This is a genomic window from Micromonospora chersina, assembly GCF_900091475.1.
Classification (GTDB): Bacteria; Actinomycetota; Actinomycetes; order Mycobacteriales; family Micromonosporaceae; genus Micromonospora; species Micromonospora chersina.
Genome location: NZ_FMIB01000002.1, coordinates 177,671 through 196,399, shown reverse-complemented (window position 1 = coordinate 196,399; position 18,729 = coordinate 177,671). Strand labels below are relative to the sequence as shown.

General features: G+C 74.5%; 23 protein-coding genes. 10 read left to right on the top strand and 13 right to left on the bottom strand.

The features are described 5' to 3' along the window. Positions 1–30 precede the first annotated feature (30 nt). The 9 genes from GA0070603_RS00755 to GA0070603_RS00715 all read right to left on the bottom strand — a co-directional run bounded on the left by GA0070603_RS00755 (position 31) and on the right by GA0070603_RS00715 (position 8,291). A complete protein-coding gene (locus GA0070603_RS00755; RefSeq protein ID WP_091305672.1) occupies positions 31–657 on the bottom strand; it encodes a TetR/AcrR family transcriptional regulator in 627 nt (208 codons plus the stop codon). A 140-nt stretch (positions 658–797) separates the two neighbouring features. After that, positions 798–2,069, bottom strand: coding sequence for an ABC transporter substrate-binding protein (locus GA0070603_RS00750; RefSeq protein ID WP_091305669.1), 1,272 nt, complete (start codon positions 2,067–2,069; stop codon positions 798–800). Between the two features lie 52 nt (positions 2,070–2,121). After that, the gene (locus GA0070603_RS00745; protein WP_244282330.1) at positions 2,122–3,261 is read right to left on the bottom strand and encodes a branched-chain amino acid ABC transporter permease; all 1,140 of its coding nucleotides are present in this window, start codon (positions 3,259–3,261) and stop codon (positions 2,122–2,124) included. Beyond that, positions 3,258–4,136, bottom strand: a complete 879-nt coding sequence (locus GA0070603_RS00740) for a branched-chain amino acid ABC transporter permease (RefSeq protein ID WP_091305667.1) — start codon at positions 4,134–4,136, stop codon at positions 3,258–3,260. Before GA0070603_RS00740 ends, GA0070603_RS00745 begins: the two co-directional genes overlap by 4 nt. Positions 4,137–4,163: 27 nt before the next feature. Then, positions 4,164–4,871, bottom strand: coding sequence for an ABC transporter ATP-binding protein (locus GA0070603_RS00735; RefSeq protein WP_208862770.1), 708 nt, complete (start codon positions 4,869–4,871; stop codon positions 4,164–4,166). A gap of 5 nt (positions 4,872–4,876) precedes the next feature. Beyond that, positions 4,877–5,698: an ABC transporter ATP-binding protein gene (locus tag GA0070603_RS00730; protein ID WP_091305657.1), complete on the bottom strand. Its 822-nt coding sequence runs from the start codon at positions 5,696–5,698 to the stop codon at positions 4,877–4,879. A gap of 192 nt (positions 5,699–5,890) precedes the next feature. After that, positions 5,891–6,727 (bottom strand): SMP-30/gluconolactonase/LRE family protein, encoded by an 837-nt coding sequence (locus GA0070603_RS00725; protein WP_091305654.1) that lies wholly within the window; start codon positions 6,725–6,727, stop codon positions 5,891–5,893. After that, entirely contained in the window at positions 6,724–7,944 is a 1,221-nt protein-coding gene (locus GA0070603_RS00720) for an RNA polymerase sigma factor (RefSeq protein WP_091305652.1), read from the bottom strand. The genes GA0070603_RS00725 and GA0070603_RS00720 overlap by 4 nt, the downstream gene beginning before the upstream one ends. Further along, positions 7,941–8,291, bottom strand: a complete 351-nt coding sequence (locus tag GA0070603_RS00715) for a YciI family protein (protein ID WP_091305648.1) — start codon at positions 8,289–8,291, stop codon at positions 7,941–7,943. Before GA0070603_RS00715 ends, GA0070603_RS00720 begins: the two co-directional genes overlap by 4 nt. Before the next feature lie 147 nt (positions 8,292–8,438). On the opposite strand from GA0070603_RS00715, the gene GA0070603_RS00710 reads away from it, so the two are divergent. From GA0070603_RS00710 to GA0070603_RS00690, 5 genes are all read left to right on the top strand, one after another. Next, positions 8,439–9,149 carry an MBL fold metallo-hydrolase gene (locus GA0070603_RS00710; RefSeq protein ID WP_091305645.1) on the top strand — a complete coding sequence of 237 codons (711 nt, stop codon included), beginning with the start codon at positions 8,439–8,441 and terminating at the stop codon, positions 9,147–9,149. A gap of 144 nt (positions 9,150–9,293) precedes the next feature. Beyond that, a complete protein-coding gene (locus GA0070603_RS00705; RefSeq protein ID WP_091305642.1) occupies positions 9,294–10,040 on the top strand; it encodes a lysozyme in 747 nt (248 codons plus the stop codon). Between the two features lie 74 nt (positions 10,041–10,114). Next, the gene (locus tag GA0070603_RS00700) at positions 10,115–10,777 is read left to right on the top strand and encodes a peptidoglycan recognition protein family protein (protein WP_091305640.1); all 663 of its coding nucleotides are present in this window, start codon (positions 10,115–10,117) and stop codon (positions 10,775–10,777) included. Between the two features lie 92 nt (positions 10,778–10,869). Continuing rightward, positions 10,870–11,232, top strand: coding sequence for an ArsR/SmtB family transcription factor (locus GA0070603_RS00695; RefSeq protein ID WP_091305637.1), 363 nt, complete (start codon positions 10,870–10,872; stop codon positions 11,230–11,232). Further along, positions 11,229–11,870: an SRPBCC family protein gene (locus tag GA0070603_RS00690; protein WP_091305634.1), complete on the top strand. Its 642-nt coding sequence runs from the start codon at positions 11,229–11,231 to the stop codon at positions 11,868–11,870. Before GA0070603_RS00695 ends, GA0070603_RS00690 begins: the two co-directional genes overlap by 4 nt. A 52-nt stretch (positions 11,871–11,922) precedes the next feature. Here the strand turns inward: GA0070603_RS00690 and GA0070603_RS00685 are convergent, their stop codons facing one another. After that, on the bottom strand, positions 11,923–12,288 hold the full coding sequence (locus tag GA0070603_RS00685) for an ADP-ribosylation/crystallin J1 (RefSeq protein WP_091305631.1): 366 nt from the start codon (positions 12,286–12,288) through the stop codon (positions 11,923–11,925). A 121-nt stretch (positions 12,289–12,409) separates the two neighbouring features. Here GA0070603_RS00685 and GA0070603_RS00680 point away from each other — a divergent pair, with 121 nt between their 5' ends. From GA0070603_RS00680 to GA0070603_RS00660, 5 genes are all read left to right on the top strand, one after another. After that, positions 12,410–12,739, top strand: a complete 330-nt coding sequence (locus GA0070603_RS00680) for a nucleoside triphosphate pyrophosphohydrolase family protein (RefSeq protein ID WP_091305628.1) — start codon at positions 12,410–12,412, stop codon at positions 12,737–12,739. A 52-nt stretch (positions 12,740–12,791) separates the two neighbouring features. After that, positions 12,792–13,364 (top strand): riboflavin biosynthesis intermediates N-glycosidase, encoded by a 573-nt coding sequence (locus GA0070603_RS00675; RefSeq protein ID WP_425270396.1) that lies wholly within the window; start codon positions 12,792–12,794, stop codon positions 13,362–13,364. 10 nt (positions 13,365–13,374) lie between these two features. Beyond that, entirely contained in the window at positions 13,375–13,902 is a 528-nt protein-coding gene (locus tag GA0070603_RS00670) for a DUF2199 domain-containing protein (RefSeq protein ID WP_091305622.1), read from the top strand. A gap of 39 nt (positions 13,903–13,941) precedes the next feature. Further along, entirely contained in the window at positions 13,942–14,457 is a 516-nt protein-coding gene (locus GA0070603_RS00665) for an NUDIX domain-containing protein (RefSeq protein ID WP_091305619.1), read from the top strand. 97 nt (positions 14,458–14,554) lie between these two features. Further along, complete coding sequence (locus GA0070603_RS00660) at positions 14,555–15,826, top strand: sulfite oxidase (protein ID WP_244282329.1); 1,272 nt, start codon at positions 14,555–14,557, stop codon at positions 15,824–15,826. Positions 15,827–15,878: 52 nt separating this feature from the next. On the opposite strand, the gene GA0070603_RS00655 is transcribed toward GA0070603_RS00660, so the two are convergent. The 3 genes from GA0070603_RS00655 to GA0070603_RS00645 form a co-directional block, all read right to left on the bottom strand. Beyond that, positions 15,879–16,427 carry an RNA 2'-phosphotransferase gene (locus GA0070603_RS00655; RefSeq protein ID WP_091305615.1) on the bottom strand — a complete coding sequence of 183 codons (549 nt, stop codon included), beginning with the start codon at positions 16,425–16,427 and terminating at the stop codon, positions 15,879–15,881. A 41-nt stretch (positions 16,428–16,468) separates the two neighbouring features. Beyond that, entirely contained in the window at positions 16,469–17,536 is a 1,068-nt protein-coding gene (locus tag GA0070603_RS00650; RefSeq protein ID WP_208862769.1) for a hypothetical protein, read from the bottom strand. Positions 17,537–17,668: 132 nt separating this feature from the next. Beyond that, positions 17,669–18,718, bottom strand: coding sequence for an aldo/keto reductase (locus tag GA0070603_RS00645; RefSeq protein ID WP_091305613.1), 1,050 nt, complete (start codon positions 18,716–18,718; stop codon positions 17,669–17,671). Between the last annotated feature and the right edge of the window lie 11 nt (positions 18,719–18,729).

Genomic DNA, 18,729 nt, shown 5'->3' with positions numbered 1-18,729 from the left:
GGCCGGTCGGCAGCGGGGCGAAAGGTCAGGTCAGCGCAGGCCGGCGGCGATGGCGTCGACGAGCAGCGCGCCGATGGTGCGGGCCAGGGTGGCCCGGGCCGCCGCCACGTCGAGGCCCATGGCGTCGCGCATCATCGCCCACGCCGCCCAGGTGCAGGCCACGGTCAGCGCGTCCAGCAGCTGCTCGCGCCCCGGGCCCGCGTGCGCCAGCTCCGGCTCGAAGGCCAGCTCGATCTCGTGGCGGACGCGGGCGATGGCCGCCTCGCGGTTGCGCCGCAGCTGCGGCGAGAACGGTTCCCGCAGCGCCGAGGCGCGCGCGGAGGGCGCCAGCACCTCCAGCATCTCGGCCCGCTGGTCGCAGAACTCCGCGATCCGCCGGGTGAGCGGCAGCTCCGGCGGGATCGGCCGCCAGAGGGCGTCCAGCCGCTCCCCGACCAGCCGCCCCGTCGCGGCGAACAGGGTTTCCATGTCCTTGAAGTTGGTCCAGAGGGTGCGCAGCGACACCCCGGCGCGCTCGGCGATCCGCTCCCCGGTGGGCCGCAGGTCGCCCGCGTCGATGAGGGCCAGATGCGCCTCGACGATGGCGGCGCGGGTCCGCTCGGCCCGCGCCGACCGGCCGTCCACCCGCGCCGGCGCGTCGGCGTCCACCTCGATCATGCGACTGCCCCCTGTGCGTGGCTCGTGGCCCGCGCGACCCGCCCGCCCCCCGGTGGTTGTCGCGCCGGACTGCGCAACTCTACGTGCGCGCCGCCGGGCGGCCGTCACCGCGGTGACGGCCGCCCGGCCCGTGGCGCTGGTCAGGTGGTCGGGATGGCGTCCGCCGGCGGCGTGGCCGGCGGCTCGGTGAACTCGGTGACGGCGCCGTCGCCGTCATCGGTGGTGTACGTCGGGCCGAAGTACGCCTGGGCGCCGTTCTGGACCTTGTTCAGCCGCACCCCGCTGTAGCCGGCGTGCACGTCGTCGCTGTACCGGAACGGGGTGAGGCCCGGCCCCCGGAAGCCACCCTTCCGCACGGCCTCGACCAGCTTCTCCCGGGTCGGGTCCTTGCCGGCGGCGAGCAGCGCCTGCACGAACGTGTACGCCATCGAGTAGCCGTAGATCGCGTTGCCGTCGACCGGGTTGGCCGAGTTGTACTGCTGGTGGATCTTGGTGAACTCCTGGATCCACGGGTTGGCCTTGTCGCCCACCATGGGCAGGTAGTTGTCGGCGACCATGCCCTCGAGGATCACCTTCTTGTCGCCGAGCTGGTTGGAGAGCGTGGTGTAGTCGGCGCCCACGTTGGACACGACCCACTGCGCGCGGAACCCCTGCCCGGCGGCCTGCCCCATGGCCAGCGCGGTGAAGCCCGGGATGCTCGCCGAGATCACCACCTGGCAGCCGGCCGCCTTGAGCGCCCCGATCGCCGGCCCGACCTGCTGGTTGGTGGTGGTGTACGTCTGCTTCGCCGCCACCGCGCCGAGGACCTTCTCGACCCCGGCCAGGGAGTCCCGGCCGAAGTCGTCGTTCTGCCCGAAGTGGCAGACCTTGGCGCCGGGGAACTGCTGCTTGACCCAGGTGGCGAGGATCTTGCCCTCGACGGTGTAGTCGGGCTGCCAGCCGAAGGTGGTCGGGTACTTGTCGGGCTGGTTCCAGTTCCGGCTGCCGGAGGAGACGAAGAGGTCGGGCACCTTCTGCGTCTTCACGAACTCCAGCACGTTGGTGTGTGTGGGGGTGCCCAGCCCGCCGAGGAGCGCGAACACCTTGTCGTCGAGCACCAGCTTGCGGACCACGTTCTCGGTGTTGGCGGGGTTGTAGCCGTCGTCCATGACCTTGTAGACGATCTTCCGGCCGTTCACCCCGCCCTTGCTGTTGACGTGCTCGAAGTACGCCTTCGTGGCGGCGGAGATCTTCGAGTAGCCGGGTGCGGCGGGGCCGGTGAGCGGCTGGTGGGTGCCGATGACGATCTCGGTGTCGGTGACGCCGGGGACGTTCTCGGCGGCCTGCTTCTCGTCGTCGGCGCAGGCCGGCACGGCGGCCAGCAGGGCGAGGCCGGTGGCGGCCGCGAGTATGCGGCGGGTGGTGGGGCGCATGGTTCTCCATTCCGGTGCGGCGGTGCGAACGGGCGGGTGGAACCGAAGGTGGTCAGTGCTCCGGCGCGCGGCGGCGGGCCCGCAGCCGGGCGGCGAGGGTGCGGAAGGCGCCGTGCAGGCCGCCCGGGGCGGCGAGCATGACGACGATGAGGATCAGCCCGAACACAGCCAGCGCGAGGTTGCCCTCCAGCCGCTGGGCCAGGCCGGACGGCAGGCTGAAGGTCTCGGTGAGCAGGCTCGGCAGGTCCTGGAGCGCGACCAGCAGCACCGCGCCCCAGACCGCGCCGGCGAGGCTGCCCAGCCCGCCGATCACGATGGCCATGAGCAGGAACAGCGACAGCTCCAGGGGGAACTTGCCGGGCGCGACGGTGGCGGTGAGCACGGCGTACACGCCGCCGCCGAGGCCGGCGCAGCCGGCGCTGACCACGAAGGCGAGCACCTGGGTGCGGGCGACGTGGATGCCGGCGAGCCGGGCGGCCACCTCGTCGTCGCGTACGGCGCGCAGCGACCGGCCGAACCGGCTGCGGACGAGGTTGGCCAGGAGCAGCACGGTCAGCAGCGCGGCGAGCAGAGCGATCCACGCGAGCCACCGTTCCGGCTGGAAGTACGCGCCGAGGAACGCCGGTGGCGTCTCCGCCGGGAAGCGCAGCCCCTGCTCGCCGTTGAACACGCCGGTGAAGATCGTGCTGACGGCCGGCACCAGCGTGGCGACCGCGAGGGTCACGCCGGCCAGGTACGGCCCGCGCAGCCGGGCCGCCGCCAGTCCGATGACCAGACCGGCGAGCGCGGTCGCCGCCAGGGCGGCCAGCAGGGACAGCGGCAGGATCCACCGCCCCTGGATCCCCCGCTCGTCGAAGCCCCGCTGCACCAGCGCCACGGTGTACGCGCCGGTGGCCATGAGCGCCCCGTGCCCCAGGGAGAGCTGGCCGTTGAGCCCGACCAGCACGGTGTAGCCGGCGGTGACGCAGAGGAACGCGCAGACCCGGGCCACCTGGAGGTTCTGGTAGGGCGCGAGCTGGTTGGTGAGCAGCACGACAAGGGTGCCGGCGAGCACCGCGACGGCCAGGTGGCGCAGCAGGGTCGACCCGCGCGCGCCGGCCGTGGCGGGCGCCCCGGGCAGCAGCCGGCGCAGCGGGGACGGCCCGGCGGGCCGGTCCACCCCGGAGCGGGCGGAGGGGCGGGTGGCGGTCACACGTGCCTCGCTCTCGCGCTGGAGAAGAGCCCGCCGGGGCGGACCAGGAGGACGGCCAGCAGCAGCACCAGGACGGCCAGCGGGGTGGTGTCCGGGCCCAGGTAGCCGGTGACGTACGAGAGGATCAGGCCGACCAGCAGGCCGCCGACCACCGCGCCGGCCGGGCTGTCCAGGCCGCCGACCACGGCGGCGGTGAACGCCACGACGAAGACCAGGTCCATGGCGTGGGGGTGCAACCCCAGCCCGGTGGGGACGACCAGCATGCCGGCGAGCGCGCCGACCGCGGCGGCGAGGGCCCAGCCGAGGGTGAGCATCCGGGAGACGTCGACGCCGAGCAGCCGGGACACCTCGGGGGCGAACGCGGCGGCCCGCATCCGCAGGCCGATCGGCGTACGGGTGAACAGCAGCGCCAGCAGCACCACGACCACGAGCACCGCGCCGAGCACCCACAGGTCGTACGGGGAGAGCGCGGCGACCCCGCCCACGGTGAGCGCGTCGGTGTCGAACGGTGCGGGCGCCGGCCGGTAGCCGTTGCCGAACACCATGCCGAGCACCGCCTGGATGAGCAGCACCAGACCGAGCGCGACGATGACCTCGTTGAGCGGGTTGGCGTGCCCCACGAAGCGCATGAGCACCCGTTCGACGAGCGCGCCCAGCAGCAGGCCGGCGAGCACTGCGGCGCCCAGGCCCACCCAGTAGGAGCCGGTCGCGGACGCCACCGCGTAGCCGACGTAGGCGGTGGCCACGGCCATCGCGCCCTGGGCGAAGTTGACCAGCCGGGCGGCCCGCCAGATGAGCACCAGGGCGAGGGCGAACGCGGCGTAGACCGCGCCCGTGGACAGCCCGCCGAAGGTGAGGAACAAGAACCGGTCCAATGCGGATCCTTCCTGCTCGCCGGGCCGTCAGAACCCGAGGTACGCGTGCCGGAGCTGGGCGTCGTCGCGCAGCCGGGCCGCCGGGGCGGCGGTGACCACCCGGCCCAGCGACATCACCACGCCCTGGTCGGCGACGGAGAGGGCGCTGCGGACGTTCTGCTCGACCAGCAGGACGGTGAGCCCGCGGTCGTCGCAGAGCCGGCGTAGCAGCGCCATGATCTGCGCGGTCACCTTGGGGGCGAGGCCGAGCGACGGCTCGTCGAGCAGCAGCAGCCGGGGCCGGGCGATCAGCGCCCGGCCGAGGGCGAGCATCTGCCGCTCCCCGCCGGAGAGCTGGTGCCCGGCGTGCCGGCGCCGGCGGGCCAGGGCGGGGAACAGCTCGTACACCTCGTCCTGGGCGCGCCGGGCGTCGGCCCGGTCGCGGCGCCAGAGCCCGCCGAGGCGCAGGTTCTCCTCCACGGTCAGCTCGGCCACCACGCCCCGGCCTTCCGGCACGTGCGCCAGGCCGCGCCGGACCAGGCGCTCGACGCGGACGCCGCGCAGCTCCGCGCCGTCGAAGCGGATCCGGCCGCCGGTGGGCCGCAGCAGACCCGACAGGGTACGCAGCAGGGTGGTCTTGCCGGCCCCGTTGGCGCCGAGGACGGCGGCGATGGTCCCGGCGGGCACCGCGAACGTCACGTCCCGCAGCACCGGCACCGGCCCGTAGCCGGAGCTGACGGCCTCGACCTCCAGCATCCCGGTCACGATCCGGCCCCCGCCGCCTCGGCCGGCACGTCGGCGCCGAGGTACGCCTCGGTGACCACCGGGTCGTCGCGGACCTCGTCCGGGGTGCCGGCGGCGATGACCCGGCCGAAGTCGAGCACCACGAGCTCCTGGCAGACGGACATGACGAGGTCCATGTGGTGCTCGACCAGCATCACCGAGCAGGCGCCGCCGGCCCGCTCGGGCAGGGTGCGGACCAGCTCGGCCAGCTCGGCGACGTCGTCGGCCCCGAGCCCGCCGGCCGGCTCGTCGAGCAGGAGCAGCCGGGGCCGGGCGATCAGGGCGCGCGCCAGGGCGACCCGCTTGCGGACCGCGTACGGCAGGGTGGCCGGGGCCGCCCCGGCGTGCGCCGCCACACCCAGCTCGGCGAGGAGGTCGAGGGCCTCCCGGCGCAGCCGGCGCTCGTCGCGGTCGCTGCGCGGCAGGCCGAACAGGGCGGTGGCGAAGCCGGCCCGGGCCGCGTGGCTGGCACCGGCCACCACGTTCTCCAGCACGGTGAGCCCGGGAAACAGGCCGACGCCCTGGAGCGTGCGGGCGATGCCGAGCCGGGTCAGCCGGTGCGGGCGGGGCCGGAACGGCCGGCCGTCCAGGGTGAGCGATCCGCTGGTCGGCGGGACGAAGCCGCAGACCACGTTGAACAGGGTGGTCTTCCCGGCGCCGTTGGGGCCGATCACGCCGACGATCCGGCCGGGCGGCACCCGCAGCGAGACGTCGTCGAGGGCGACCAGGCCGCCGAACCGGACGCCGACGCCGTACAGCGCCAGGTCGATGCCGTCCACGGGGGTGGGGGGTGGGCTCATCTTCACCTCGGGAGAGGACGCGGCGTCGGGGGTGCGCGGTGCGGCTCGGGCGAAGCGGGGAAACTTATTACACCGGGAGTGTACTTTTCGGCGAGTGTTCGTCAATGCCTCCCGGAGGGCATGGTGATATCGACGGGATCACGATTCCGCGGCGCGCGCGGAGTTGCACCCGTCGTGCAGGGTCGGCCGGGCTCAGCCGGCGGCCGGGGCGGGCGCCCGCAGGGTGCGCACCTGGCCGGTGCGCGGCCCGCCGGACAGCGCCGCGGGGCTCCACTGTGTGGTGACGAGGTGGAGGGTGCGCCCGTCCGGACCGCCGAGGGCGCAGGCGAAGCAGCCCCGGTCCAGCTCGATCCGGTCGAGCACCCGGCCGCCCTCGGCGACCCGCACGGCGCACCGGTTCGGCACGTCGCCGTACCAGACCGCGCCCGTGGCGTCGAGGCAGATGCCGTCCGGCGCCGAGTCCGGCACCGCCGCCCAGACCCGCCGCCCGCCGAGCGTCCCGTCGGCGGCCACGTCGAACGCGGTGAGCCGACCGGCGTACGACTCGGCGACGATCAGGGTGCCCCCGTCCGGGGTCAGCGCCATGCCGTTGGGGAACGCCAGGTCGTCGGCGACCGGCCGGACACCGCCGTCCGGCGCGACAAGGGCCACCAGGCCCGGCCGGAACTCCCCGCCGGGGAAGTCGAAGCCGATGGTGTTGACGTACGCGTTCCCCCGGGCGTCGGTGACCACCTCGTTCCACGGGTGCGGGACCAGCGCGGCCAGGTCGGCGTGGGTCCGCAGCGCGCCGTCGGGCTCCCGGCGCAGCAGCCGCCCGGCGCTCCCGGCCACCAGTAGCAGCCGCCCGTCGGGCAGCCAGTCGAAGCAGATCGGCAGCCCGTCGACCCGGGCGACCACCTCGGTCCGGCCCGCCGCGTCGACGGTCAGCACCTCCCCGGCGCCCCAGTCGGCGAGCCAGAGCCGCCCGTCGTGCCAGCGGGGCGACTCGCCGAAGGCGAGTCCGTCGACAAGGATCTCCGGTGCGCTCACGGGTGGCTCCTCAGCAGGTCGCGGGAGCGGCGGAGGAACTCCCGTTCGGCGGTGTTGTCGGTGCGCGCGATCGCCGCGTCGTACGCGGCCACCGCCTCGGCGGGCCGGTCGAGGCGGCGCAGCAGGTCGGCGCGGACGGCGTGCAGCACGTGGTAGCCGGCCAGGTCCAGCCGGTCGACCTCGGCGAGGGCGGCGGCCGGACCGGCGACCTCGGCCAGCGCGACGGCCCGGTTCAGCGCCACGACCGGCCCGGGCGCGTGCGCCACGAGCTGGTCGTAGAGGGCGAGGATCTGCCGCCAGTCGGTGTCCGCGGCGGTCGCCGCGTCGCTGTGCACCGCGTTGATCGCGGCCTGGATCTGGTACGGGCCGGGCCGGTCCCGCCGCAGGCAGCGCCGCACGAGCGCCTGCCCCTCGGCGATCAGCGCCCGGTCCCACCGGCCACGGTCCTGCGCGCCCAACGGCACGAGCGTGCCGTCCGGCGCGGTCCGGGCGCCCCGCCGCGCGTCGGTGAGCAGCATCAGGGCGAGCAGCCCGAGCACCTCCGGCTCGTCCGGCATCAGTTGGGCCAGCAACCGGCCCAGCCGGATCGCCTCGGCGCACAGCTCGTCGCGGACCAGCCGCTCCCCCGCGCTGGCGGTGTGCCCCTCGGTGAAGATCAGGTAGACCACGGCGAGCACGGCGCGCAGCCGGTCGGGCAGGTCGGCGTCGCGGGGCACCCGGTACGGGATGCCCGCGTCCCGGATCTTGGCCTTGGCCCGGACCAGGCGCTGCGCCATGGTCGGCTCCGGCACCAGGAAGGCCCGGGCGATCTCGGCGGTGCTCAGCCCGCCGAGCAGGCGCAGGGTCAGCGCGACCCGGGCCGGGACGGCGAGCGCCGGGTGGCAGCAGGTGAAGATGAGGCGGAGCCGGTCGTCGCGCACGGGCCCCTCCTCGGTGGGTGGCTCGGGGGCGTACAGCAGGGCGGCCTGGGCGTGCCGGTCGGCGCGGGTCGCCTCGCGGCGGCGCCTGTCGATCGCCCGGTTCCGGGCCGTGGTGATGATCCAGCCGGCCGGGCTGGGCGGTGGCCCGTCGACCGCCCACCGGTCGACCGCGACGGCGAACGCGTCCTGGACCGCCTCCTCGGCGAGGTCGATGTCGCCGAGCAGGCGGACCAGGACGGCGACCGCGCGGCCGTACTCCGCGCGGAAGGCCCGTTCGACGTCGGTCGGCCCGGTCATGCCTCGCCCTGGAACGGGCGCACCTCCACCGGCAGGGTGGTGGCCAGGGCGTACCGGCGACCCCAGTCGAGCGCGGCGTCGAGGTCGGGCGCCGTGATGATGGTGAAGCCGCCCAGATACTCCTTGCCCTCGGCGAACGGGCCGTCGGTGACCAGCACCTCGTCGCCCTTCGGGCGCAGCACGGTGGCGGTCTCCGGGGCGTGCAGCCCGTTGCCGAACACCCAGCAGCCGGCCTCCCGCAGCTCCCGGCCGATGGCGTCGACCTCGCGCATCACCCCGGCCAGGAACTCCGGGTCCGGCACGCCCCCGCCGGCCGGCTGGTACATGCTGATCAGGTACTGCTTCACGGGACTGCCTCCTCGTCCGGCGGCCGGTCGCTTCCGGCCCCTCCACCCTCCACACGAACCGGGACCCGGCCGATCGACACGCCGGCCCGAGGGATTTCCGCGGACCCAGGTGTTGATCGACCGTCGCCAGCGTCCGACACTCGGGGCATGGCACGAACCGCGGCGGTTCCGCTCGCCCCCGGGGTCTGGCGCATCCCCACCGTGGGTCGTGCCATGGTCAACTCCTACGCCTTCGTCGACGACGACGGCTCCGTCACGCTTGTCGACTGCGGCGTGCGACGGGCCCCGGCCCGCATCGTGCGCGGGCTGGCGGCCATCGGCAAGACCCCCGCCGACGTGACCCGGATCGTGCTGACCCATGCGCACGCTGACCACGCCGGCGGGGCCGCCGAGCTGGCCCGGCGCACCGGCGCCCCGGTCGCCGCGCATCGGGCCGACGTGCCGTACGCCGAGTCCGGCCGGGTGCCGCCGCAGGGCGGCGGGAACACGGTCGGCCGTTTCCTCACCCGCCTGGCGGGCGGCCGGTTCCCGGCCGTCGCGGTGGCCCGGCCGCTGGCCGACGGCGACGTGCTCCCGGTCGGCGGCGGCCTGCGGGTGGTGCACACCCCGGGCCATTCCCCGGGGCACGTGTCGCTGCTGCACGAGCCGACGCGGGTTCTGGTCACCGGGGACGCGCTGTTCAACGTGGCCGGCGTGCGCTGGCCGGTGCGGTCGTTCTGCACGGACTTCCGGATGACCCAGCGGACCGCGCACGTGCTGGGCGAGCTGGACTACGACGTGGCCGCCTTCACCCACGGGCCCGAGCTCACCGACCGGGCCCGCGAGCAGGTCCGGGCCTTCCTCCGCCGCCTGGGCTGAGCCGACTCCCCGTCACCGGGCCGCACCCACCACCTACCCACACAACGAAAAACTTCCATGCATCTATTGCAAGAATTCTTCGCTGTGTGACCTAATACTGACAGTTCCTTTCGTCAGACTCCCCCCAACCCCCAGGGAGGAAAGATGAACCGTCCCCTGCGATCGGCGCTGCGTACGGCCGCCACGGCCCTGCTCGCCACCGTCACCCTGGCCGCCTCGGCCGTCGTCGGCGCGACACCCGCCAGCGCCGCGCCGGCCGGCCTGCCCGGCATGGACGTCTCCAGCCACCAGGGCAACGTGAACTGGTCCGCCGCCTGGAGCAACGGCGCCCGGTTCGCGTACGTCAAGGCGACCGAGGGCACGTACTACACCAACCCGTACTTCGCCCAGCAGTACAACGGCTCCTACAACGTCGGGATGATCCGCGGGTCGTACCACTTCGCCCGCCCGGACACCACGAGCGGCGCCACCCAGGCCAACTACTTCGTGGACCACGGCGGCGGCTGGTCCAAGGACGGGAAGACGCTGCCCGGGGCGCTCGACATCGAGTACAACCCGTACGGCGCCACCTGCTACGGCCTGAGCCAGGCGTCGATGCGCAGCTGGATCGCGTCGTTCGTCAACCAGTACTACGCGCGGACCGGCCGGTGGGCCACCATCTACACCACTACCGACTGGTGGAGCACCTGCACCGGCAACACCTCGCAGTTCGCCGCGAACAACCCGCTGTGGATCGCGCGCTACTCCAGCAGCGTCGGCACCCTGCCGGCCGGCTGGGGGACGTACTCCTTCTGGCAGTGGGCCTCCTCGGGCGTCTTCCCGGGTGACCAGAACGTCTGGAACGGCACCCTGGACCGGCTCAAGGTGCTGGCCTGCAACGGACCCTGCTGACCCGCTCCGGTGGCGGGCCGGCCTGCCGGCCGCCCGCCACCGGCGGCGTCCGTCCCCCCGACGAGGAGGCCCCGATGTCCGTACCCGTTCCCCGGCGGGCCGTGCTGCGCGGCGCGGTCCTGCTCGGCGCCACCGCACTGACCCAGTTCGGCGCCGACCGCGACGCCCGGGCCGTCGCCACCCGGATCGACCAGCCAACCATCGCCAACTGCGCGACGTGGGGCGCCCGCCCGCCCTCGTCGGCGGTGAGCGTGGTGCAGAGCCGGCCCAACAAGATCATCATTCACCACACCGCATTCCCGAACACCACCGACTACAGCCTCGCGCAGGCCTACCGGAACTCGCGCGACATCCAGAACCTGCACATGGACACCAACGGCTGGCTCGACTCCGGGCAGCACTTCACCAACAGCCGCGGCGGCTACCTCACCGAGGGCCGGCACGGCAGCCTGTACGGGCTGCTGCACGGGCAGACCATGGTGCAGGGCGCGCACTGCGTCGGGCAGAACAGCCAGGCCATCGGCATCGAGAACGACGGCATCTACCTCGACGTGCAGCCCCCGCAGGCGCTCTGGGACAGCCTGGTGTGGTTCTGCGCCTTCACCTGCCAGCAGTACGGCATCCCGCCGACCGAGATCTACGGGCACAAGGACTTCAACAGCACCCAGTGCCCCGGCCTGCTGCACGACCGGCTCCCGGAGTTGCGCAGCACCGTGGCCGCCCGCCTCGGCGCCTGACCGGATCCCGGACACCTTCCGTTCGCCTCGAACGGAAGGTGTCCGGCGTTTCAGCGCTCGCTTATATAAGCCCGGTCTGATAGAAAGAGGGCGTGCACGCCTTCGACGTCCTCGGGGACCCGGTGCGCCGCCGGATCCTGGAGCTGCTCGCCGACGGTGAGCAGCCCGCCGGCACGGTCGGCGCGACCGTCCAGCGGGAGTTCGGCATCAGCCAGCCCGCCGTGTCGCAGCACCTCAAGGTGCTGCGGGAACACGGCTTCGCGACCGTGCGCGCCGAGGGCACCCGCCGCCTCTACGCAGTGGACCCGGGCCCGCTGCGCGAGCTGGACGAGTGGCTCGCCGGCTTCCGCCGGTTCTGGGCGCCGCCGCTGGCGGCACTCGCCACCGAACTGGCCCGGGGCCGGCGCGAGCGGCGGCTGCGCGAGGACAACTCCGAGGAGAGGAACACACCATGATCGACGTGACCGGGCAGATCAGCGCCGTCGAGCGCCGGCTGGGCACCCGCACGCTCCCCGCCGGCGAGGCGCGGGTCATGACCATCAGCCAGACGTACGACGCGCCGGTGGAGGACGTCTGGGACGCCTGCACCAGCGCCGAGCGGATCCCCCGCTGGTTCCTGCCGATCTCGGGCGAGCTGAAGCTCGGGGGGCGCTACCAGCTGGAAGGAAACGCCGGGGGCACCGTCGAGCGCTGCGACCCGCCGCACAGCTTCGCCGCCACCTGGGAGTTCGGCGGGGAGGTGAGCTGGATCGAGGTGCGGCTCACCGAGGCCGGCGCCGGACGTACCCGGTTCGAGCTGGAGCACGTCGCGCACGTCGACGACGCGCGGTGGGCCGAGTACGGGCCGGGCGCCGTCGGCGTCGGCTGGGACGGGGCACTGCTCGGGCTGGCCTCCCACCTCGCGGCCGACGGCTCCGGGATCACCCCGGACGAGGCCGTCGCCTGGATGGGCTCGGACGAGGGCCGCCGCTTCATGACGGAGGCCAGCGCCCGCTGGACCGAGGCGAGCATCGCCGCCGGCACCCCGGCCGACGAGGCCCGCGCCGCCGGCGACCGGACGACCGCCTTCTACACCGGCGCCCCGACCCCCTGACTCCCCGCCGATCGTGCCCGTGCCCTCGACAGGCACGGGCACGGTCGCGCGGTCAGGCGGGGTGGAACTCGTGCACGACCTCGATGCGGCCGACGAGGTTCGCGTTGAGCAGCGGCACGTCCTCGGCGGGGATCCACAGTTCGCGGATCTCCCGGCCGCCGACCTGCCGCACGGGGTAGCGCTCGGCGAAGTCGCGCCGCACCGCGAACCGGGTCACGTAGCCGACGCCGGACGCCGGGACGTTCCAGTCCCGGGCGATCAGGACGGCGTACTCCTCAGTGAGCACCGGGTAGAAGATCGGCTGGTCCGGGAGGCGAGGCGGCCACGCGCGCCAGCCGGACGCCTCGACGAGCGCCAACTCCTCCGGCCCGGTCGGCCGCCACAGCGTGATGGTCTCCACCGCCTCCTCCTTCCACATCGGTCGGGGCAGGCTACCGGCGGCGGCCCGGGCGCCGCGAGGGGATTCGGTGGTGTGGCGGCGGAGCATGGCGTGGAGGGCCCCGCTGGTCGGTGGGAGGGGTTCGAGATACTGGCCCGCCATGGACCTGGATGAGTACCAGCGTGGCGCCCTCCGTACCGCCGCTCCACGCGACAAGAGGAACGAGCTGCTCCACCTGGTGCTCGGGCTCGTCGGCGAAGCCGGTGAGATCGCCGAGAAGTTCAAGAAGTGGGTCCGAGACCTCGACGGCGACGAGTCGCGGATCGACCGGGCCGACATCGCCAAGGAACTCGGTGACGTGCTCTGGTACGTGGCGGTGCTCGCCGACTACCTCGACCTGTCGCTGGACGACATCGCAACGGCCAACCTGGCCAAGCTGGCCAGCCGCCAGGGCCGTGGCGTGCTGGGTGGCAGCGGCGACAACCGCTGAGCCGGGGAAATGCGGCGGCGGAGTGTCGGTGCCCTCCGGCAGACTGTCGATCGTGCCGATCCGATCCGTCGCCGAGCTGACCGCCGCCGTCCACTCCGGAGCGCGGGTGAGATACCTGCACTTCTGGGGGCACCGCCCGCAGCGGGACGGCAGCGTCGGCGCCGGCTGCCTGAGCCAGTGGTGGCCCGCGCCGTTCACGGTCGACGGCCGGACGTACGCCACCGCCGAGCACTGGATGATGTGGCACAAGGCCACCCTCTTCGGCGACGACGAGGTCGCCGAACGGGTCCTCGACGCCGCGCACCCGCACCGGGCCAAGGCGCTCGGCCGGCAGGTCCGCGGCTTCGACGAGGCGACCTGGGCGGCCCGCCGCTACGACATCGTGGTGGCCGGCAGCGTGGCCAAGTTCGGCCAGCACGAGGAGCTGGGCCGGTTCCTGCTCGGGACCGGTGAGCGGGTGCTGGTCGAGGCGAGCCCGCTGGACCGGGTCTGGGGCATCGGGCTGGCCGCCGACGACCCGCGCGCCGCGGACCCGGCACGGTGGCGGGGCGCGAACCTGCTCGGCTTCGCCCTGATGGACGCCCGCGCCGCCCTCCGCGCGGACGCCGCCGGCGCGCTCCGCTAGGGTCACGCGGATGCACGACTCCCTCGGCTACACCTGCGGCACCTGCGGCGCGCGCCACGAGGAAGCGCCCCTGTCGTACCGCACGCATGCGCCGGCCTACTGGTCCGACGAGGTGGCGGCGGCGGACGGCAGCCAGCTGACCCCGGACCTCTGCGTCATCCAGGGCGAGCACTTCTTCGTCCAGGGCACCGTCGACATCCCGCTGCGCGACGCGGACGGCGCCTTCTCCTGGGGCGTCTGGGTGTCGCTCAGCGCGGCCAACTTCGCCCGCACGGTCGAGCTGTGGGAGAGCCCGGGCCGGGAGTCGGAGCCGCCCTACTTCGGCTGGCTGTCGACCGAGCTGCCCGTCTACGGCCGGAGCACCCTGCAACTCAAGACGAACGTGCACACCCAGCCGGTCGGCCGGAAGCCGCTCGTGGAGGTCGAGCCGACCGACCACCCGCTCGCGGTGGCACAGCGGACCGGGATGACCATGGCGGACGTCCGCCGCATCGCGGACCGGCTGCGGCACTCGGAGACACCCCGCACGGGCGGGTGAAGGGGCGCCGCGGCGCCCGGGCGGGTAACGTGCAGCGGCGTGACCGCCGCACCGTACACGCACTGCTCGTTCTGCGGCGCGGCCTACCCGGCGGAGGCCGGGTGGCCGCGCGTCTGCCTGGCCTGCGGGGAGACGGTGTGGCGCAACCCGCTGCCCGTCGCGGTGGCGGTCCTGCCGGTCCGCACCCCGGACGGCCTCGGCGTGGTGGTGGTCCGCCGGGACATCGAGCCGGCCCGCGGCCAGCTCGCCCTCCCGGGCGGCTTCATCGAGTACGGCGAGGAGTGGTCCGAGGCGCTCGTCCGCGAGCTGCGGGAGGAGACCGGCCTGCTCGCCGAGGCCGACGAGGCGCGGCTCTTCGCGGTGCACGGGGCGCCGGCCGGCGGCACCATGATGGTCTTCGGCGTGCTGCCCGAACGGCCGGTCGGTGACCTGCCCCCGTCGGCGCCGACCGAGGAGGCCACCGAGTGGCTGGTGCTCACGGAGCCGGTCGAGTTGGCGTTCTCCACCCACACGCGGGTGCTGGCCGACTTCCTCGCGGGCCGGCCCGCCGACTGACTGACCCGGTTACCTGACCCGGACCTCGGGCGACGCCACGAAAACTCCTATTGATTGAATAGGAAAGGCAGCGTCGCCGAGCCTCCGGAGGTCACCCGTGTCCCACGCCGAAGCCGACCACGACACCCGCCGGAGCCGGCAGTGGCTGGCCGGGGAGGCCCGCGGCGCGGGCGTCGACCGCGACCGGCTGCTGGAGCTGGGAGCGGCCATGGCCGCGCTGACCGCCGCGGCGGACGAGCGCGAGCCGGTCGCGATGGCCCCGGCGCCGGTCGGCGTCGACCCGGGTACGCCGATCGCCAAGCCGCTGCCCCCGGAGCTGCTGCGCCCGCTGGACACCAACGCCGAGATGCGCTGGACGGCGCTGGCCGGGCAGGGGTACGTGGTGCCGAACGACAGGTTCTTCGTCCGCAACCACACCGTGACGCCCCGTCTGGACGCCGACACGTGGCGGCTGCGCCTGTTCGGTTCCGGGCTGCGGGGCGCACCCACCCGGGACACCCCGGTCGAGTTCAGCCTCGACGAGCTGCGCCGGCTGCCGGCCGAGGAGAGCACCGCGCTGCTCGAATGTGCCGGCAACGGCCGGCGCTACTTCGCCGAGCAGCAGGACGACCCGGCGCCGGGGGTGGCCTGGGGGCTGGGCGGGGTCGGCGTGGCCCACTGGCGGGGCGTCCGGCTGGGCACGGTGCTGCGCCTCGCCGGGCTGCGGGACGACGCGGTCGACGTGATGCCCGAGGGACTGGACCCGGACTACGTGACCGGCGGGGTCAACCTGGGCCGGGTACGCCGCCCGCTGCCGATCGCCAAGGCCCTCGACGACGTGCTGCTGGCGTACGAGATGAACGGCGAGCCGCTCCCCGCCGACCACGGCTTCCCGGTCCGGGTGGTGGTGCCCGGCTGGATCGGCATCTCCTCGATCAAGTGGGTGGGCCCCGTCGAGGTCTCCACCACTCCCCTGTTCTCCCCGTGGAACACCCGGTTCTACCGGATGTTCGGCCCCGGGCACCCGGCGGAGGGCACGGTGCTGGGCGCGCAGCCGGTGAAGAGCGCGTTCGAGCTGGCCTGGGACGCCCGGGTGCCGGCCGGCGCGGACCTGCTGCTGCGCGGCCGGTCCTGGTCGGGCAACGGCCCGATCGACCGCGTCGAGGTGGACACCGGCGAGGGCTGGCGCCCCGCCGACCTGGTCGCCGCCGACCGCGGCGGCCCCTGGCAGCGCTGGACCGCGCGCTGGCGCCCTTCGGCTCCGGGCCGGTACACCCTCCGCGCCCGCGCCACCGACACCACCGGGGCCACCCAGCCCGACCGCGCCGCCCCCAACACCCTGGCCTACCTCTTCGACGGGATCGTCCACCACCCGGTCACAGCCCTCTGACCCCACCCGACGGTTGCCCGGCACGCCGGCGCCGGTAGTCACCACTTCGTGATCAACCCACCGGGAGCGTGAGGTAGGCCGGTGGGACCGTGTCCGTCAGCCACACGCCGTTGGCGCTGCGGTAGAACGGGTAGCCGTTGGCGGCCATGGCGGCGGCGTCGACGGTGAGGATGACCACCGCGCCGGCCCGGCGGGCGCCGACGCGGTGGGCGGTCTCCACGTCCGGGGAGAGGTGCACGTGGTGGCGGCGGCCCCGGTGGAGGCCCTCGGCCCGGATCGCGGGGAGCGCCGTCTCGCTGGTGCCGTGGAAGAGCCGGTCAGGCGGCACGGCCGGGGTCAGGCCCAGGTCGACGGGGACGGAGTGGCCCTGGCTGGCCCGGATCCGGTCGACCCCGTCCGGTCCGCGTTCGACGGCGAAGCGCTGCTTGTCGTTGCCGGCCACCACGGCGTCCAGGTCGGCGCGGGTGATCCGCAGCGCGGCGAGCAGGTCGGCGACCGGCACCCAGCCGGCCCGGTCGAGCGTCAGGTGGAACTGGTCGGGGCGGTGGCGCAGGGCCAGCGACATCCGTTTGCTCACCCGGACCAGGTCACGATGATCCACCTCGACAGTGTGACCCACCGGCCGGGGGCGGTCGACGGATATCAGCCGGTGGCCCCCGAACCGGCGCTCACCATCAGCCCCGCGGCGTCCACCACCTCGAAGTCGCTGCCGCGCAGGCCGCCCAGGGCGTGCAGGGCGTCGTTGTCCCAGCGTGGGTCGGGGGCGCCGGAGAGGAACCAGGCCGAACCGTGGTCCGCGACGACCAAGCCGTACCGCTGCATCGCCTCGGCCACGATCCGGGCCTGCCGGGGCAGCCGGGACAGGTCCACCGAGCGCTTGAGGCGCAGCCGCTGGCCGAGCTGCGGCAGCGCCGGGTCGGTGGCCGACGAGGCGGAGTGGGTGGCCGGCCAGGTCCAGCCGGTGCGGGTGCGCGGCACGGTCACCCGGATCGCGTGGTCGACGCGGCCGGCGGCCACCTCGTTGTAGCGGACCAGCCCGGCCAGGATGGACAGTCCGGACGCGTCGGCCGACGTCCAGCCCGCCCGCCGCAACCTGTTGGACCGCAGGTCGAAGACCGCTCCCGAGCCGGCCCGCCAGCCGCCGCCGGACCGGTGCGCGTCGAACAGCTCGTACGCCCGGCAGGCCGCCCGGTCCCAGACGATCACGTGCCGGTCGCCGGTGCCGTCCGGTCCGCCCTCGACCGCCGCGTCCGGCGGGACCGGGTACGGTCCCGGGTCGCTCTCGTCGGCGTACCCGAAGGTCACCGGGACCCGCCGCTGCCCGGCGGGGACGACGGTGACCGGGATGCCGATCGGCGCGCCCTCCCACCGGCCGGAGCCGAAGTCGGCGTGCACCGTGGCGCCCCCGCCGATCGCGCCGATCATCGCCGCGGAGCGCGGGTGCACGGGCAGCCGGGAGACGTCGGCGTGCCAGACGTTGTCCGCCGGGAAGACGGTGCACGGCCGGGCACTCGGGCTGGGCCGGCCACCGAGTCCGGCCCGGGCGGCCGGCACGGGCGACGGGCCGGCCGGCGGGGCCGGTGCCGCGCTGACCGGGCCGGTGGGTGTCGGCGCGGCAGCCGGCCGGGTGGCCGGGTCGGAGCAGCCGGCGGCGACCAGGGCGAGCACGGCCGCGACGGCGGTGGCGCGGCGGACTGACGGGCGGGCCATTCCGCGCATCCTGCCCGAGGGCGGCGTCCGGCGGCAACGGTCGGCCCGGTCCAGCGGCGACCGCCGGCGCACGCCGGCGCCGGGCGGCGGCGGACCGTGCGGTCAGGCGGTCCCCGCCGGCGGCAACCGCGGTCAGGCGGCGGCGCGGTCGGCCGGGGGCCGGCGGCGGAGCGACGCGTCGGTGAGCGCGGGCGGGGACCACACGCCGTCCGGCTGGTAGAGGTTCGTGCCGGGCGGGACGATCTCGTCGATCCGGTCCAGCACCGCGTCGTCGAGCGTCAGCGCCGCGCCCTTGAGCAGCCCCTCCAGCTGGGTCATGGTGCGCGGCCCGAGGATCGCCGACGTGACACCCGGGTGCGCCACGGTGAACGCGACGGCCAGCTCGGGCAGCGAGCAGCCGACCTCCTCGGCGAGCGCGACCAGTTCCTCGACGGCGGCGTACTTGGCGGCGTTGCCGGGCAGCGCCGGGTCGAACCGGTCCGGGTTGCGCGCCGGTCGGCCGGCGGTGAGGTCGACGGCCGCGCCCCGCCGGTAGGTGCCGGACAGGAAGCCGGAGGCGAGCGGGGCCCACACCAGCACGCCCATGCCGTACCGCTGGCAGACCGGCAGGACCGCCCGCTCGATCCCGCGCGCCAGGATCGAGTACGGCGGCTGCTCGGTGCGGAACCGGCCGAGCGCCCGCCGCTCCGCGACGTGCTGCGCCTCGACGATCTCCTCGGCCGGGAACGTCGAGCAGCCGAACGCCCGGATCTTGCCGGCCCGGACCAGGTCGGTGAGCGCCCCGAGGGTCTCCTCCACGTCGGTGGTGTGGTCGGGCCGGTGCACCTGGTAGAGGTCGATCCAGTCGGTGCCCAGGCGGCGCAGGCTGTCCTCGACGGCGCGGACGATCCAGCGTCGCGAGTTCCCGCCCCGGTTGGGTCCCTCCCCCATGGGAAAGTGCACCTTGGTGGCCAGGACCACGTCGTCGCGCCGGCCCCGCAGCGCCTTGCCGACGATCACCTCCGACTCGCCCGCCGAGTACATGTCGGCGGTGTCCACGAAGTTGATCCCCCGGTCGAGGGCGGTGTGGACGATCCGGGCGCAGTCGTCGTGGTCGGGGTTGCCGACCGACCCGAACATCATGGTGCCGAGACAGTGGACGCTGACCTGGATGCCGGTGCCGCCGAGGACGCGGTAACGCATGTGGGCTCCCT

Bases quoted from the DNA above. Each gene is read 5' to 3' on its own strand.
- GA0070603_RS00755 (WP_091305672.1), bottom strand. From the start codon at position 657: ATGATCGAGGTGGACGCCGACGCGCCGGCGCGGGTGGACGGCCGGTCG.
- GA0070603_RS00750 (WP_091305669.1), bottom strand. From the start codon at position 2,069: ATGCGCCCCACCACCCGCCGCATACTCGCGGCCGCCACCGGCCTCGCC.
- GA0070603_RS00735 (WP_208862770.1), bottom strand. From the start codon at position 4,871: ATGCTGGAGGTCGAGGCCGTCAGCTCCGGCTACGGGCCGGTGCCGGTG.
- GA0070603_RS00730 (WP_091305657.1), bottom strand. From the start codon at position 5,698: ATGAGCCCACCCCCCACCCCCGTGGACGGCATCGACCTGGCGCTGTAC.
- GA0070603_RS00720 (WP_091305652.1), bottom strand. From the start codon at position 7,944: ATGACCGGGCCGACCGACGTCGAACGGGCCTTCCGCGCGGAGTACGGC.
- GA0070603_RS00710 (WP_091305645.1), top strand. From the start codon at position 8,439: ATGGCACGAACCGCGGCGGTTCCGCTCGCCCCCGGGGTCTGGCGCATC.
- GA0070603_RS00705 (WP_091305642.1), top strand. From the start codon at position 9,294: ATGAACCGTCCCCTGCGATCGGCGCTGCGTACGGCCGCCACGGCCCTG.
- GA0070603_RS00700 (WP_091305640.1), top strand. From the start codon at position 10,115: ATGTCCGTACCCGTTCCCCGGCGGGCCGTGCTGCGCGGCGCGGTCCTG.
- GA0070603_RS00690 (WP_091305634.1), top strand. From the start codon at position 11,229: ATGATCGACGTGACCGGGCAGATCAGCGCCGTCGAGCGCCGGCTGGGC.
- GA0070603_RS00685 (WP_091305631.1), bottom strand. From the start codon at position 12,288: ATGTGGAAGGAGGAGGCGGTGGAGACCATCACGCTGTGGCGGCCGACC.
- GA0070603_RS00680 (WP_091305628.1), top strand. From the start codon at position 12,410: ATGGACCTGGATGAGTACCAGCGTGGCGCCCTCCGTACCGCCGCTCCA.
- GA0070603_RS00670 (WP_091305622.1), top strand. From the start codon at position 13,375: ATGCACGACTCCCTCGGCTACACCTGCGGCACCTGCGGCGCGCGCCAC.
- GA0070603_RS00650 (WP_208862769.1), bottom strand. From the start codon at position 17,536: ATGGCCCGCCCGTCAGTCCGCCGCGCCACCGCCGTCGCGGCCGTGCTC.
- GA0070603_RS00645 (WP_091305613.1), bottom strand. From the start codon at position 18,718: ATGCGTTACCGCGTCCTCGGCGGCACCGGCATCCAGGTCAGCGTCCAC.